The following is a 14,964-nucleotide window of genomic DNA, read 5'->3' as shown; positions in this document are numbered from 1 at the left end:
CCCCCGGCGGAGCCGGTACGTAATCATGCCATCCCCACTCCCGATCGTGCACGGGGGGTGGAGAAATTACTCGTTCAACCGTTACCGAAACCTGATGCCTGGCGTCAGGTCTATGGATATTTGTCCGAGTTTGTCGCAGATCACCTGAACGACCGTCTTGTGAAGGACACAGCACATCGTATGGGGCTGTCTCCCTCCTGCCTAGGGGGTCCTCCTGATGCGCCGATCACATTCTGGCCGCTACTCTTCCTCGAGATTGGGCATGACCGTATGTCCTCACCCTCCGCGAGCGGGACCGAGGCCCGATGATGCTTCCGGTGAGGTTCGGCGTGTCGTCCCCTCCTTTCCCCACCGCACCGTCGATCATGGATCGTCGCTCCCTCCCGGCTCCGCCTTCAGGGAGTGTCTCCCCGGCCCCGGCTTCCCTCACCTCCGCCGTCCCCTAAGGGAAGCCTCAGGGGACGAGAGCGGAACAGGTCATGGCATCCGGGCGTCCCAGACGATAGAAAATCAGGATGCGTTCGATTTCCCATGGGAACGAACATCCCTCCCGCGACGGACTCAAGGAGACGAATCACCGTGGCCCTCCTACGGCTCATTCTCAACATCATTTGGATCTTCGTCGCCGGGTTCTGGCTGGCGGTCGGTTACGTCGTCGCCGGCCTCATCTGTTGCCTCCTGATCATCACGATCCCCTTCGGCATCGCCTCCTTCCGGATGGCCAACTACGCCATCTGGCCCTTCGGACGCGAGTTGGTGCGTCGGGAGGGCGCGGGCGGTGCGACCCTCGTGCTGAACGTGATCTGGCTGATCGTCGCCGGCTGGTGGCTGACCATCGGACACGTCGCCACCGCGATCGGCCTGGCCATCACCATCATCGGTCTCCCCATGGCCTGGGCCTCCCTGAAGATGATCCCCGTCGCCCTGGCTCCCTTCGGCAACGAGATCGTCGACTCCGGACGGGCCCGGGAACCCTGGCAGTTCTGAGGACGCCGGCCCTACGCCAGGCTCCTCGGGACCATCACCTACCCGAACGCATCCCCCTAACGTCCCCGCGCGGTCGCTCCCTCCCCGAGCCGGCCGCACAGCGCAGTCACCAGAGAATGGAGTTCATGTGCAAGCCCAGCGGCCGGGAGTGTGGGCGCTCCTGAAAAAGTGGCTTCTGGCCCGCAGATCCCGCGCCGAACGCCTCGAGCAGCTCGAGGCGCAGGAGCGGGCCCGGGCGCAGGTCGAGCAGGAGGAACAGAAGAAGAGGGAGGAGGAGGCCGCGGCCCGCCGGGACGAGGTCGGCGCCGGTGACCTGTTGCGGATGGTCAGCGACGTGGCCTGGCGGATGCTCTTGGTCGGTGTCGTCGCGGGCCTGCTCGTCTACGCGGTCATCTACCTGTCGGTGATCACCCTGCCGGTGGTGCTGGCCGTCTTCATCACCGCTTTGATCATGCCGATAGCCAACTGGCTACGAAGCAGGGGAATGGGTCGAGGGCCCTCGACCGTGTTGACGATCCTCCTCGCCCTGATCGTGCTCAGTGGTGTGGTCACCATGATCGTTTCTCCGGCGATCCAAGGCTTCGGGGGACTGGTCACCAGTGTCACCAGCGCCTTCGGTGAACTCCAGCGCCTGGAGATCCCCTTCGTGGAGCCGGCCCTGTTCACCGAGATGCTCAACAACGCTTGGGCCCAGGTTCAGGGAATGATCACCGACAACACCGACCAACTGCTCAGTGGCGCCTGGACGGCCGGTGCCGCCGTGGTGCAGGTCCTGATCGGTCTGGTGCTGATCATCGCCTTGACCGTGTACTTCGTGCACTCGGGTGACAAGCTCATGGACTGGTTCGTCACCCTGTTGCCGCCCAAGTCCCGCCCAGGGATGCGGCACGCCGGTGGCGTCGCCTACGAGGTGATGGGCCGTTACGTGCGCGGCGTGGCGATGGTGGGTTTCATCGACGCCGTCGGTATCGGCGTCTTCCTGCTCATCTTCTTGGACGTGAACCTGGCGATCCCGCTGATCGTGCTGACCTTCATCGGTGCCTTCCTTCCGGTCATCGGAGCGTTCCTCACCGGTCTGCTGGCCGCGCTGGTCGCCCTGGTGGCCGAGGGGTGGATCATCGCTTTGGTGATCGTCGGGGCGGTCGTGCTGGTCCAACAGTTGGAGAGCAACGTCTTCGCTCCTCGTATCTACGGTCAGGCCTTGGATCTGCCCTCTCCCGTCGTGCTGATCGCCATCACCGCGGGCGGCATCCTCGGGGGCATTCCGGGCATGTTCTTGGCCACCCCGATCGCGGCCGTGTTGGCGGCGCTGTTGCGCCACCGCCCGCCCTCCCGCACCGAGGACGACACCCAGGAAGAGCAACCACCCGCGGTGGCGGCGGACAAGGCGGTCGTGGTGGTCTCCCCCTCCCAAACGTCGGGTCGGGAGAGCGGGACGAAGGGGAACGAGGGGGCCGACACCAAGGAGTGAACGTGCTTCACCCGGCCCTTGGGGAATGCCCGGTGCCCTCGACCTCGTTGTGAGGGTCGGGGGCACCGCGCCGTGCGTATCGGGCCGCCCCGGAAAACCCCTCGCCCCCCTCCACACCGGTGCCGTTAGGCTGGGGCGGTCCTGGGGACACGTTCTTTCGACCCACCGGCCCACCCTCGGCACCCGGATTCGGCACACCGTTTTCGTGTGTCGGCCGGTGAGGCGCGCCCCGGACCTTCATGAACCGTCACACCACCTTGAGGAAGCCCCACCCATGTTGATCGCCACCGACCTCGAACTGCGCGTCGGAGCCCGACTCCTGCTGGAGCCGACCACCTTCCAGGTCGCGGCGGGGGATCGGATCGGTCTGGTCGGCCGCAATGGTGCGGGCAAGACCACCATGACCAAGGTGCTCGCCGGTGCGGGCCTGCCCACCGGGGGCACGGTCACCTCCTCCGGAAGCATCGGTTACCTGCCCCAGGATCCACGCACCGGCGACCTGGACGTCATCGCCAAGGACCGGGTGCTGTCCGCCCGCGGTATCGACGAAGCCCTCCGTGGGCTGCGCGAGGCCGAGAAGAAGATGGCCAGCGACCACGACAAGACCCGGAACAAGGGGGTACGTCAGTACGCGCGTTGGGAGGAGCGCCTCCACGTACTGGGCGGATACGCCGCCGAATCCGAGGCAGCCGCCATCGCCTCCAGCCTGGGCCTGCCCGACAAGGTCCTCAAGCAGCCGTTGCACACCCTCTCCGGCGGCCAGCGTCGACGGATCGAGCTGGCGCGCATCCTGTTCAGTGGAGCCGACACCTTGCTCCTGGACGAGCCCACCAACCACCTCGACGCCGACTCCATCGTGTGGCTACGCGACTTCCTCAAGTCCCACCAGGGCGGACTCATCGTCATCAGTCACGATGTGGATCTGGTCGAACACGTGGTCAACAAGGTGTTCTACCTGGACGCCAACCGCAGCGTCATGGACATCTACAACATGGGCTGGAAGCAATACCGAATCCAGCGTGAGGACGATGAGCGGCGCCGTCGACGTGAACTGGCCAACGCCGAGAAGCAGGCGGACAGTCTGCGCAAGCAGGCCGAACGGTTCCGCTACAAGGCGACCAAGGCACGTGCGGCTCAACAGATGCTCAACCGGGCCGACAAGATCGTGGGTGGAGTACAGGGGCTCCGTAAGGCCGACAAGGTCGCCAAACTGCGTTTCCCGGACCCGGCTCCTTGCGGTCGTACACCGCTCATGGCGGAGGGCCTGTCCAAGTCCTACGGTTCGCTGGAGATCTTCACCGGGGTGGACCTGGCCATCGACAAGGGAAGCCGGGTGGTCGTGCTGGGGCTCAACGGTGCGGGCAAGACGACCATGCTGCGTTTGCTGGGCGGGGTGGAGGAGCCCGACAGCGGTCGGGTCGTACCGGGGCACGGACTCAAGCTCGGTTACTACGCCCAAGAACACGAGACCTTGGACGTGGAGCGCAGCGTGCTGGAGAACATGATGAGCGCCGCTCCGGACCTGCCCGAGGTGGAGGCCCGCAAGACCCTGGGATCGTTCCTGTTCACCGGTGACGACGTGGACAAGCCCGCCGGTGTGCTCTCCGGTGGCGAGAAGACCCGTCTGGCCCTGGCGACGTTGGTGGTCTCCAGCGCCAACGTGTTGCTGTTGGATGAGCCCACCAACAACCTGGACCCGGCCAGCCGCGAGGAGATCTTGTCGGCGCTGCGCAACTACAAGGGCGCGATCGTCCTGGTCACGCACGATGAAGGCGCGGTCGAAGCCTTGCGACCCGAGCGTGTGATCATGCTTCCGGACGGGGTCGAGGACATGTGGAACGCCGACTTCGAGGACCTCATCGCCTTGGCCTGAGGTGAGCCGTGGGAACACGATGACGGGGGTGGACGCCCAGTGCCTTGGGAGGTTCACCCCCACTTCTTTTCGGACAGAGTTCGGGGTGTTCCGAAATCCTGAACGTTCGGCGTGGCGGTCGTCGAATGTGGCGGTGGGTGACGGCCATGTCGGATCATGACTGTGGTTCCGGCCCGTATCGGAGCCGAGCGTCTTGAAGGGGAGAGAGCTGTGAATGACGAACTGAGGAAGGGTGCTCGGGTCTCGGGTACCAGCCGTACGGAATTGTCGGCCGAACTCAAGCGCCGTTACGACGAGGGAGAGAGCATCCGTTCCCTGGCGGCCGCCACCGGACGATCCTACGGATTCGTGCATCGCCTGCTCGGTGAGGCCGGGGTGGAGTTGCGTGGACGTGGAGGAGCCACGCGTAAGGCGTGACGTGGGCGACGCCTGTCGGGTTACCGGCGAGTAGGGTCAGGGTCGTCACCGAATCCATGGAAGGGAAGAACATGACACAGGACCCACGGGAGTCCGGCGTGCGGGAACTGCCGACGGAGGAGGACCTGACCCGGGCCGGGTTGCGCTTGGCGGTGGAGGGGGCGGTCGCCCGCATCACCATCAGCCGTCCCGAACGTCGCAACGCGATGACCGGACGCACCTGGACCACCATGGCCCACATCGGCCAGACGCTCCCCAGTGATGTCCGAATTGTCGTCATCGCCGGGGAGGGCGACATCTTCTCGGCCGGTATCGACCTCAACATGTTCACCCCCCAAGGGGTCGACGGCGAACGCTCCATCGTCGCCGGTCTCGCCGAGGGGAAGACCGACGCGGCGGAGCTGGACGCCTACATCGCCGGCCTCCAAGAGGGCTTCCTCTGGCTGCGCCGCCCCGACCTGGTCACCATCGCGGCCGTGCGCGGACACGCCATCGGCGCCGGATTCCAGCTCGCGCTCTCCTGCGACCTGCGCATCCTCGCCGAGGACGCCAAGTTCTGCATGAAGGAACCCGCCCTGGGGCTGGTGCCGGACCTCACCGGTACCAAGCCCTTGGTGGACATCGTCGGTGTCCACCGCGCCACCGAGATCTGCCTTACCGCCCGCAAGGTCGGTGCCGAGGAATCCCGGGAGCTCGGTCTGGCCACCCTGGTCGTGGGCGTGGACGAACTCGACGGGGCCGTCGACGACGCCATCGCCGGCCTCCTGGCCGTCGACCCCGACGCCGCGGTCGCCACCAAGGCACTTCTTCAGCAGGCCGTCGGCAACACGCTCGAAGAGCAGTGCGCGGCCGAACGCAAGGCTCAGGCGGGTCGCCTCACCGCGTTGGTCGAGTCCATGGTCCCCAAGGGCTGATCGGGGACGGCGGGGAAGGGGCGGGGAGACCCGTATCACCGGGGAAAAACCCCCGCCCCGTCCCCGCTTGGCGATGATCTCTAGTACGCTGCTCCAAGCGGTCGTCGAACTGCCGCGCGCATCCGAGCGCGCCGGACCGCATAAAACGCGGAGAGCGTGTCGACAAGATCGACATCACGCTTGACTCGAAGAGCACACGAACCCCACGTGAATCGGGGTCGCTTCCGCGTGTGATCAGGCGCGTTTGTGTGATTTCTTCGCTGGGTCAGCCGTGACCGTGTGGAGCCTTCCTCGAAACGCCGCCAAACGATGAGGAAGGTACACGTCACTTGACGACGGACACTGCCGTAACGCCTGCCTTCGACAGCCTCGGCCTGCCCAAGGACATTGTCGACGAGTTGGCCAAGAACGGTGTGACCACCCCGTTCCCGATCCAGGCCGCCACGATTCCCGACGCCATCGAGGGCCGCGACGTCCTCGGCTGCGGCCGCACCGGATCGGGCAAGACCCTGGCCTTCGGCCTGCCGGTCCTGATGCGCTGCGCCGAGCGCCGCGCCGCCGCCAACCGCCCCCGGGCCCTGATCCTGGTGCCCACCCGTGAACTCGCCCATCAGGTGCGTGACTCCCTACGCGGCTATGCCCGTGTCGTGGGCGTGCGCGTGGGCGACGTCGTCGGCGGTAGCTCCTACACCCGCCAGATCAATGAACTGCGTCGCGGGGTCGACGTGCTGGTCGCCACCCCCGGCCGTCTCACCGACCTCATCGAACAGGGCGCCTGCGACCTGGGCGACGTAGAGGTCTCGGTACTGGACGAGGCCGACCAGATGTGCGACATGGGCTTCATGCCGCAGGTCAGCGAACTCCTCGACCAGGTGCGTCCCGGTGGGCAGACGCTGCTGTTCTCGGCCACCCTCGATGGTGACGTCGACAAGCTGGTCCGTAGGTACATGAACGAGCCGCGCACCCACTCGGTGGACCCGCCCGTCTCCCAGGTCACCACGATGGAGCACCACCTGCTCAAGGTGCTGCCCCGCGACAAGAACAAGATCGTCACCCAGATCGCCGCGCGTGATGGTCGCACCATCATGTTCGTGCGCAGCAAGTACCGCGCCGACACCATCAGTGAGCAGCTGATCGAGGCCGGTGTGCCCTGTGCCTCCCTGCACGGTGGCAAGACCCAGAGCGTGCGGACCCGCACCCTGGCCAAGTTCCGTGAGGGCAAGATCCAGGCACTGGTCGCCACCGACGTCGCCGCTCGCGGCATCCACGTCGACGGCATCGACCTGGTCGTCAACATCGACCTGCCCACCGGCCACAAGGACTACCTGCACCGTGGGGGCCGCACCGCGCGCGCGGGCTCTTCCGGTTCGGTGGTCTCCCTGGTCGCGCCCAACCAGCGACGTATGGCCCGTCGTCTGCTCAGCGACGCCGGGGTCGAGGCCAAGCAGCACCTGGTCAACCCCGGTGACGAGCTGCTCACCGAGGTGACCGGAGCCAAGGAGCCTTCCTGGGAGCCGTGGATCGAGCCGCCGGAGCCCGTGCGTGAGCGTCGTGGCCGTGGCCCCCGCCGTGGAGGCTATCGCGGTAACGGGGGTGGCTATCGCGGTAACGGCGGTGGCTACCGGGGCGGTTACCGGGGTGACCGTCGCAACGATCGCGGTGAGGGCGGCTTCCGCTCCGGCGAACGTTCCGAGGGCGGCTACCGGGGTGGACGTCGCAACGACCGCTCCGAAGGTGGTTACCGGGGTGACCGTCGCAACGATCGCGGTGAGGGCGGCTTCCGCTCCGGCGAACGTTCCGAGGGCGGCTACCGGGGTGGACGTCGCAACGACCGCTCCGAAGGTGGTTACCGGGGTGACCGTCGCAACGATCGCGGTGAGGGCGGCTTCCGCTCCGGCGAACGTTCCGAGGGCGGCTACCGGGGCGGCGAGCGTCGCGGCGGCTACCGTGGTGGCGACTCGCGCGGCGGTTACCGTGGTGACCGTCGTGGTGGCGGACCCCGTCGCAACGAACGTTACGACTCCGCGCCCCAGGGTTAGGAAACGACCTCGAAGGGCCTGGGACCGGCAGCGGCCGGCTCGGGCCCTTTCGCGTGTCACGGACCGGCTTCTTTGCGTTCCTTTGCCGCCCCTTTGTGTGTCTCCGAAGACCGAAGAGCCCCTGACGTGGACAGTGGGGCAAGAACCCCGAAATCGCACTCGGCCCCGCCACGTCATACGAAGGGGGACGCGTGACCGTCCTCGACAACGCCCTCGTCGCCCTCAACGACGTCTTCTGGACTTATTTCCTCATCCCGTTGCTGGTCGTTTCGGCCCTCTACTTCACGGTGCGCTCGGGGCTCGTTCAGATCCGTCTGCTACCGGAGATGTTCCGGGTCTTGCGCAGCAGTCCCGGCTTGGCCCCCGACGGTGGTAGGGAGATCTCCTCCTTCCAGGCCTTCACGCTCTCGGCGGCGTCCCGTATCGGTACCGGAAACATCGTCGGTGTCGCCTTGGCGATCACGCTGGGCGGGCCCGGCGCCGTGTTCTGGATGTGGGTGATGTCCTTCGTCCTGGGCGCCGCGTCCTTCGTGGAGTCCACCCTCGCGCAGTTGTACAAAGTGCGCACCAGCACCGGCTTTCGCGGCGGTCCCGCCTACTACATCCTCTATGGGCTGGGTCTGCGTTGGGCCGGCGTGCTCTTCGCGGTGGTCATCACCGTGACGTTCAGTCTCATCTTCAACTCGGTCCACTCCAACAGCATCACCGGGGCGATCAGCACCTCCGTGAACGCGTTCGGCGGAACCTCCGGATGGGTGCTCGACGTAGCGGTGGGCCTGGCCTTGATGGCCCTCACCGGAGCGGTCATCTTCGGTGGTGTACGCCGCATCGCCATCGTGGCCCAGTCCCTGGTACCGCTGCTCGCGGTCCTCTACATCCTGCTCGGCGTCTTCGTGGTGATCCTCAACATCGGGGCCGTCCCCGGTGTCCTGGGCGCCATCTTCGGTCACGCCCTCGGCCTGCGCGAGGTCGCCGCCGGCGGTGTGGGCACCGCCATCCTGTGGGGTATGCGGCGCGGCATGTTCTCCAACGAGGCGGGTCTGGGCTCGGCTCCCAACGCCGCCGCCACCGCGTCGGTCTCCCACCCCGCCAAGCAGGGCCTGGTGCAGACCCTGGGCGTGTACTTCGACACCTGGCTGGTCTGCTCGATCACCGCCTTCATCGTGCTGCTGCACGGCCTCGAACCCGACCCGGTCCTGGCCCCGATCGAGGTCACCCAGTTCGCGCTGGAGGATTCACTGGGCGGCTGGTCCATCCATGCCCTCACCGTCATCCTTTTTCTGTTGGCGTGGACCTCGGTGCTCGGCAACTACTACTACGGCGAGTCCAACCTGCAGTTCCTGGACGCCTCGCCCCGTCACATGACCTACTTCCGTTCCGCTGTGCTGGCGGCCCTCTTCCTCGGCGCCGTGGCCCCGCTGGCCGTGGTGTGGAGCGCGGCCGACATCACCATGGGGGTCATGGCCACCGTCAACCTATTGGCCATTGCTCCGTTGTCCACGATCGCCTTCCGCCTGCTGGGCGACTACAGCCGCCAGTTGCGCAACGGCCTGGACCCGCAGTTCACCCTGGCCAAGATGCCCGACCTACGAAACGTCACCGCGTGGGGGCCGGCGTCCGGGCGAACGCCCCAGGACCAAGAGCGGGGACAGGGCCCGGTCCCCGGTGACCCCGCGGCCGAGGCCGACGAGGAGGCGTGGCAGGAGCGCGACGAGGAGGTCGTGGTCGGGCACGATGGGGGAGAGGTCCGCGACGAGGTCCCCCTGGAGGACCCCTACCCTCCAGTAGAGAAGCCGGGGGAGGACCCGGATCGAGGCGACGAGCGAGGCCCGAACAGGGAAGGCTAGCGCTCACGTGGCGGATCGTGCCGTGTGGGGAGGCGCCCACGGGTGCGGCGCCGATGGCCCGAACGAAAATGGTTTTCGGTTACCATTCGAGGAGTTCCCAACCGAAACCCACGGAGTACCCCTGTGTCCGAACGGACCACGCCCGGCTCCGCCCCTTCCACCTCGCTCGGTGACTCGCTCGCCGGCGGATGGGACGATCGTGGAGACGAACTGCCCCCCACGGACTGGGGAAGGCGGACCGGGTCACGTAGAACCGGCACGGTCTGGCTCTTCGCCCTGTTCATCACCGCGATGGCCTTCGGGCACGCGTGGCTGTCGGATGAGCTGACCGGACAGGCCTTTCTCGCCTGGGCCACCATCTTCACCGCGATCAGCTTCCAGGCCATGCCCTTCCTGGTCTTCGGGGTGGCCCTGTCCGCGGCCCTGGTCGCCTTCGTCCCGACCTCGGTCTATCGGAGGTTCATTCCCGACGACCCTCGCAAAGCCGTCCCCGTGGCGGGCGCCTCCGGCGCCCTGCTGCCGGGCTGCGAGTGTGCTTCGGTGCCCATCGCCGGCAGCCTCATCAAACGGGGGGTCGCACCCGCCGCCGCGCTCACCTTCCTGCTGGCGGCTCCCTCCATCAACCCGATCGTCATGATCGCCACCGCGGTGGCCTTCGCCGGGCAGCCGGAGATGGTGTTGGCCCGGTTCGCGGCCTCCCTTCTGGCCTCGGTGGTCATCGGTTGGGTCTGGGTCCGCTTCGGCCGCACCGACTGGCTGCGCCTGCCTTCTCGTACCCACACTCCAGGTGCCTCCAAGTGGCGGGTCTTTCGCGAATCGATGCTGCACGACATCATGCACGCCGGGGGCTACCTGGTGGTGGGGGCCCTGGCGGCCGCCACCCTGAACGTGATGGTGCCTCGTGAGTGGCTGTTGGCGGTCGCCGAGGCGCCGCTCGTCTCGGTGCTGGTGCTCGCCCTGCTGGCCATCGTGTTGTCCATCTGCTCGGAGGCCGACGCCTTCGTCGCGGTCAGCCTCACCGACTTCTCACCCACCGCCAAACTCGCGTTCATGGTCATCGGTCCCATCGTCGACCTGAAACTCATCGCGATGCAGGCGGGTGTGTTCGGCTGGCGCTTCGTCGCCCGTTTCGCTCCGCTGTGTCTGGTCATCGGCCTGCTCAGCACGTTCCTGATCGGAGCCATTCTCCTGTGAACCGCATCGCCCAGGGACTCACCCTCGTACTGCTCGGCGCGGCCGCGCTGACCAGTACCATCCCCACGGATCTGTACCTGAACTGGGTCAAGGCGGGCTTCGGTCCCTTCCTGATCGGTGCCGGGGTCGTCATGGTTGTGCTCGGGGTCTTGGTCATCGCGGCCGAACTTCGCGGCGAGCAACAGGCCCTGGACGAGGAGGACGTGGTCCCCGCCGTCGCCACGGCCGGGGAGCCGGGCCACGTCGGTGACCACGTGGACGCCTCGACCCATCGGGAAGAACACGGTGAGGGACACGGACACGACCACTCCCGTGCGCCGCGCGTGGCCTGGTTGCTCCTGCTTCCGGTACTCGCGGTCTTCGTCGTGGCCCCACCCGCGCTGGGTTCCTACACCGTGGAGAGCACCGGAGGTTCCTCCGGGCCACCACCGCGCGATGAGCGGGGACCGTCCAAGTTCAACGACGCCCTCGCCGAGGCCGGGCCCGGAGAGGTCGTGGAACTGGCCATCCAGGAGTTCGTGATGCGCGCCTGGATCGACGAGGAACGTGAACTGGCCGATCGAGAGGTCGAACTGACCGGCTTCGCGGTCCCGACCGAGGACGGCCAGGGATGGTATCTGGCACGTTTGCAGATGGCCTGTTGTGCGGCGGACGCCGTGGTCAACAAGGTGTTGATCACCGATCAGCCCGCCCCCGAGACCGACAGTTGGTGGCGGGTTCGTGGTACCTGGGTGGAACCGGAGGGGGAGCTGGACGAGGTCTCCCAGCATGAGTTGGCCGTCTTGGAGATGGAGGAGGTCGTCAATCCACCGGATCCCTACGAATGATCGTTCCTCCTCCGAGCCCTCCCTGTCTCAAGGCCCGCGTCACACATCGTGTGCGCGTTCCCCCCACACCCGGGGACACCGTGTTCTTCCCTGGAGGTTCACGCACGCCTTGACCGTGCGCACGAACAGTGAAAACCCTCCGTAGAGGCACGATGGGGACCTTTGGTCCGTTAGCGCCCCTCCTTCGCCACACCGCCGCCAAATCCTGGGTTTGGGATGACCCTGAGTGACAATGGGTCCGTGGCAGAACCCCAGGAGCGGCCCCGGAGCGGATGGCGTCACCTGCGCCCACGCTCCATCCGAGCCAGGGTGACGGTGTGGGCCGTCGCCGTACTGGCCGTGGTCGTGGGGGTCTTGGCGATGGTCGCCTTCAACCTCGTTCGGGAGAACATGCTCCAACAAGGGGGGGAGCGTGCCGGGATGGCGGCGTTGAGCGTGGCCGAGGAAATCATGGAACGCCGTTACGAGGGGTACATCCCGGTATCCGAACCGATCGTGCGTCTTCAGGTCGTCGAACAACGGACCCATGAGGTCCTCGCCACCAGTGCGGCCTTGGAGGGACAGCCGGCGCTGACGCCTCTGGAGCCCGAGGAGGACGACCCGCGTATGGAGACGACCGTCTGTGGTGAGACGGCCGGGGCGCCACCCGACGATTGTTTTCGGGTGGTGGGGTATTCCGTCCCGAACTCCGCTTACGGTGACGTGGTCGTCTTCGCGGCCACGGCCCTGCCCGGTTTTCTGGATCGGGAGGTCCTGGTGTTGGCGTTGACCGGAATGGCGCTGATCCTTCTCACCGGCATGGGAATGATCATCTGGTACGGGGTGGGACGTGCCTTACGGCCGGTGGGGTCGATCAGCGACGAGATGGAACGGATCTCCGTCACCGATCTGCACCGGAGAGTGCCGGTACCCAAGGGTGACGACGAGATCACCCATCTGGCCCGCACCGCCAACGCCAGTCTGGCCCGGTTGGAGGAGTCGGTCGCCCGCCAACGCAGATTCGTCTCCGACGCCTCCCACGAGCTGCGCAATCCCATCTCGGGCATGCTCGTCAAACTGGAGATGGAGCTTTCCGACCCCGACCCCGATCCTGGGGGTCGTGAACGATTGCTCAACGGCCTGCTCGCCGACACCGAGCGCCTGCAGAACATCGTTTCCGACCTGCTGGAGTTGGCCCGGATGGAGAGCGACGTGTCCAGGGACGGGGAGCGTGTGGAGCTGACCGGCCTGGTTCGGGAGGAGTTCGGTGGGCGCCGGCTACGGCACGAGCTGAACATCCACGACGCCGAACCGGTAGAGGTCGTGGTGGATCGATTGCGTCTGACCCGACTGCTGACCAACCTCGTCGCCAACGCCGAACGTCACGCCCAGAGCCGCATCGACATCGTCATCGGGCACGACCATGGGTTCGCGGTCATCGAGGTCCACGATGACGGGGCCGGTATCCCGGTCAAGGATCGCGAGCGTGTCTTCGAGCGCTTCGCCCGTCTCCCCGAGTCCCGCAAGCGCGACCCCGAGGGAAGTGGGCTGGGCCTGGCCATCTCTCGGGAGGTCGCGCACGCCTATGGGGGCACCCTGGTGGCCGGCCAAAGCGACCTGCTCGGTGGGGCGGTGTTCACCCTGTGCCTTCCCGTTCGAACACCTACGGCCGGCTGAGCCCGAGGTCCGGTGAGAAGACGCAAAGGGCGCGGGTCTGAACAAGCCCCGCGCCCTTTACGACTTCGAGGTGCCTTGGCAGGTGCACCGGGCGAGACGTTCGTCAACGATCGCCGTCGTGCAGGGCGACCTGGTCCGGGGTGGGCCGCTCCAGCTCGAAGGGAAGGATCTCCCCACCGTCGCTGTCGGTCACTCGCGGTTCCTGAAGGATTTCGAGTTCCTCACCGGCGTGGTGCTGGACCACCGCCACACCGGAGTAACCGCTGTGGTCGTCCTCGGTGGCCACGAAGGGCACCAGGCCCGGTCCCGCCCACTCCTGAGCGTGCAGGGTCTGCAAAAGGGTCTCCCGGTCGAGGTCGGGGCCGACCTCCATGAGCACCTGAGCCAGCAGGGTGGCCTGCACCATGCCGTACACCGTGGTGTCGACGAAGGGAGAACCCTCGCCGTACTGCTCATGGAGTTCCCGGTAGAACTCGATCCACGGGTCGTCGGTCTGATTCACCATCGGCAGGGAGATGGTGATGATCAGACCGTCGGTGAAGGCCTCCGCGGGCACGTCCTCGGCGGGGGTGCCGGCCGCGTACTCGTTGATCATCTCGGCGACGATGTTGACGTCGCCGCCGAAACTGGGCGCCACCCACTGGGGTTCGTAGTCGATGGCCCTGGCCTGAAGGATGGCCAGGCCGAGGAAGGCCGGGATGCAATAGCAGACGGCGACGTCGGCCCCGGATTCCTTGAGCGAGGCGACCTGTCCCTGGAGTTCGGGGACCCCGGGATCGTAGGATTCCCAGGCGACGATGTCGTCGACGAGGTACTGCTCGATGCCGGCGTGCGAGGCAGGCCCGACGTCGTCGTTCTGGTAGAGCAGGCCGATGTCGTCCCCGGAGAAGTTCTGTGCGATGTAGGCGCCCTGGACCTTGGCCTCTTTGGAGTAGTCGGCCTGGAAACCGTAGCTGTAGGGGTATTCCTCGGGGGAGTCCCAGGCCAGCGCGCCGGAGGAGACGAACAGGTCGGGTACGCCCTTGGCGTTGAGGTCGTCGATCACCGCTTCGTGGGTGGGGGTGCCCAGACCACCGAGCATGGCGAAGATCTCCTGCTCCTCGACCAGGTCGCGCGTGACCTCCATGGTCCGTGCGGGGTCGTAGCCGTCGTCCTCGACGCGGTAGTCGATCTGACGGCCGTGGATGCCACCGTTCTCGTTGATGTGGTCGAACACGACCTTGGCACCGGCCGAGATGTGCACGAAGCCCGGTGAGGCGGCGCCGGTGAGGGGCTGGTGGGTTCCGATGACGATGCTGTCCTGGGTGACTCCCGTGGTGAGACCCTCCCCAGCGGAGTTCTCGGTCGAGTCGGCGTCGCCGCACGAAGTGGCCAGAACCGCGACGGCCAGAGTCGAGGCGATGATTCCCAGTGGTCGCATGTGGTCTTCCTGAACTCGGTTGTGCCTTCACGGTGGGAGGCCTTCGGGCCGGTGGGGGAAGACGGCTTCGTAGCTCGGGAGGAGGTTCGGGGGGCGACTGTGCCTACTCGTCAGTACGTTACCGGCTGGTAAACATCATACGAACCTGCGCGACCTCTGCAACCGGCGGTAACGCTTTGTGGTGAAGAAGCAGGTCGGGGCGGGAAGAAAAGAGTGGAACATCCTTTTGGGACCTGGGTCCTAAGTCGGCGGGGAAACGCTCGTCCCACCGTTGTCGAACTCACCAAGACACGGATTCGGGTCTTCGACGGGTGCGTCG

11 protein-coding genes are annotated in these 14,964 nt (G+C 66.5%); 10 read left to right on the top strand and 1 reads right to left on the bottom strand.

From position 1 onward, the window contains the following. The first annotated feature begins 579 nt into the window (after nucleotides 1-579). The 10 genes from D472_RS0121470 (at nucleotide 580) to D472_RS0121425 (ending at nucleotide 13,225) form a co-directional block, all read left to right on the top strand. Nucleotides 580-987 carry a YccF domain-containing protein gene (locus tag D472_RS0121470; protein ID WP_017606509.1) on the top strand — a complete coding sequence of 136 codons (408 nt, stop codon included), beginning with the start codon at nucleotides 580-582 and terminating at the stop codon, nucleotides 985-987. Between the two features lie 127 nt (nucleotides 988-1,114). After that, nucleotides 1,115-2,458: an AI-2E family transporter gene (locus tag D472_RS0121465; protein ID WP_026117943.1), complete on the top strand. Its 1,344-nt coding sequence runs from the start codon at nucleotides 1,115-1,117 to the stop codon at nucleotides 2,456-2,458. A gap of 274 nt (nucleotides 2,459-2,732) precedes the next feature. Further along, a complete protein-coding gene (locus D472_RS0121460; RefSeq protein WP_017606508.1) occupies nucleotides 2,733-4,331 on the top strand; it encodes an ABC-F family ATP-binding cassette domain-containing protein in 1,599 nt (532 codons plus the stop codon). A gap of 210 nt (nucleotides 4,332-4,541) precedes the next feature. Further along, nucleotides 4,542-4,748, top strand: coding sequence for a helix-turn-helix domain-containing protein (locus tag D472_RS0121455; RefSeq protein WP_017606507.1), 207 nt, complete (start codon nucleotides 4,542-4,544; stop codon nucleotides 4,746-4,748). Nucleotides 4,749-4,819: 71 nt separating this feature from the next. Further along, nucleotides 4,820-5,662 (top strand): enoyl-CoA hydratase/isomerase family protein, encoded by an 843-nt coding sequence (locus D472_RS0121450; RefSeq protein ID WP_017606506.1) that lies wholly within the window; start codon nucleotides 4,820-4,822, stop codon nucleotides 5,660-5,662. Nucleotides 5,663-5,991: 329 nt separating this feature from the next. Further along, entirely contained in the window at nucleotides 5,992-7,701 is a 1,710-nt protein-coding gene (locus D472_RS0121445; protein ID WP_026117942.1) for a DEAD/DEAH box helicase, read from the top strand. A 191-nt stretch (nucleotides 7,702-7,892) separates the two neighbouring features. Continuing rightward, nucleotides 7,893-9,548, top strand: coding sequence for an alanine/glycine:cation symporter family protein (locus D472_RS0121440; RefSeq protein WP_017606504.1), 1,656 nt, complete (start codon nucleotides 7,893-7,895; stop codon nucleotides 9,546-9,548). Nucleotides 9,549-9,671: 123 nt separating this feature from the next. Then, entirely contained in the window at nucleotides 9,672-10,742 is a 1,071-nt protein-coding gene (locus tag D472_RS0121435; protein ID WP_017606503.1) for a permease, read from the top strand. Further along, entirely contained in the window at nucleotides 10,739-11,569 is an 831-nt protein-coding gene (locus tag D472_RS0121430) for a TIGR03943 family putative permease subunit (protein WP_017606502.1), read from the top strand. Before D472_RS0121435 ends, D472_RS0121430 begins: the two co-directional genes overlap by 4 nt. Nucleotides 11,570-11,809: 240 nt before the next feature. Then, on the top strand, nucleotides 11,810-13,225 hold the full coding sequence (locus D472_RS0121425) for a sensor histidine kinase (protein ID WP_026117941.1): 1,416 nt from the start codon (nucleotides 11,810-11,812) through the stop codon (nucleotides 13,223-13,225). A 103-nt stretch (nucleotides 13,226-13,328) separates the two neighbouring features. Here D472_RS0121425 and D472_RS0121420 read toward each other — a convergent pair whose 3' ends face one another. Beyond that, complete coding sequence (locus tag D472_RS0121420; RefSeq protein ID WP_017606500.1) at nucleotides 13,329-14,645, bottom strand: ABC transporter substrate-binding protein; 1,317 nt, start codon at nucleotides 14,643-14,645, stop codon at nucleotides 13,329-13,331. Nucleotides 14,646-14,964: the final 319 nt, after the last annotated feature.

The organism is Nocardiopsis alkaliphila YIM 80379, assembly GCF_000341005.1.
GTDB classification, from domain to species: Bacteria; Actinomycetota; Actinomycetes; order Streptosporangiales; family Streptosporangiaceae; genus Nocardiopsis; species Nocardiopsis alkaliphila.
Note: the sequence above shows the minus strand (reverse complement) of the source record. Positions and strands in the feature narration are given on the sequence as shown.

Coding starts and splice junctions, on each gene's coding strand:
- D472_RS0121460 (WP_017606508.1), top strand. CDS start 2,733: ATGTTGATCGCCACCGACCTCGAACTGCGCGTCGGAGCCCGACTCCTG.
- D472_RS0121450 (WP_017606506.1), top strand. CDS start 4,820: ATGACACAGGACCCACGGGAGTCCGGCGTGCGGGAACTGCCGACGGAG.
- D472_RS0121420 (WP_017606500.1), bottom strand. CDS start 14,645: ATGCGACCACTGGGAATCATCGCCTCGACTCTGGCCGTCGCGGTTCTG.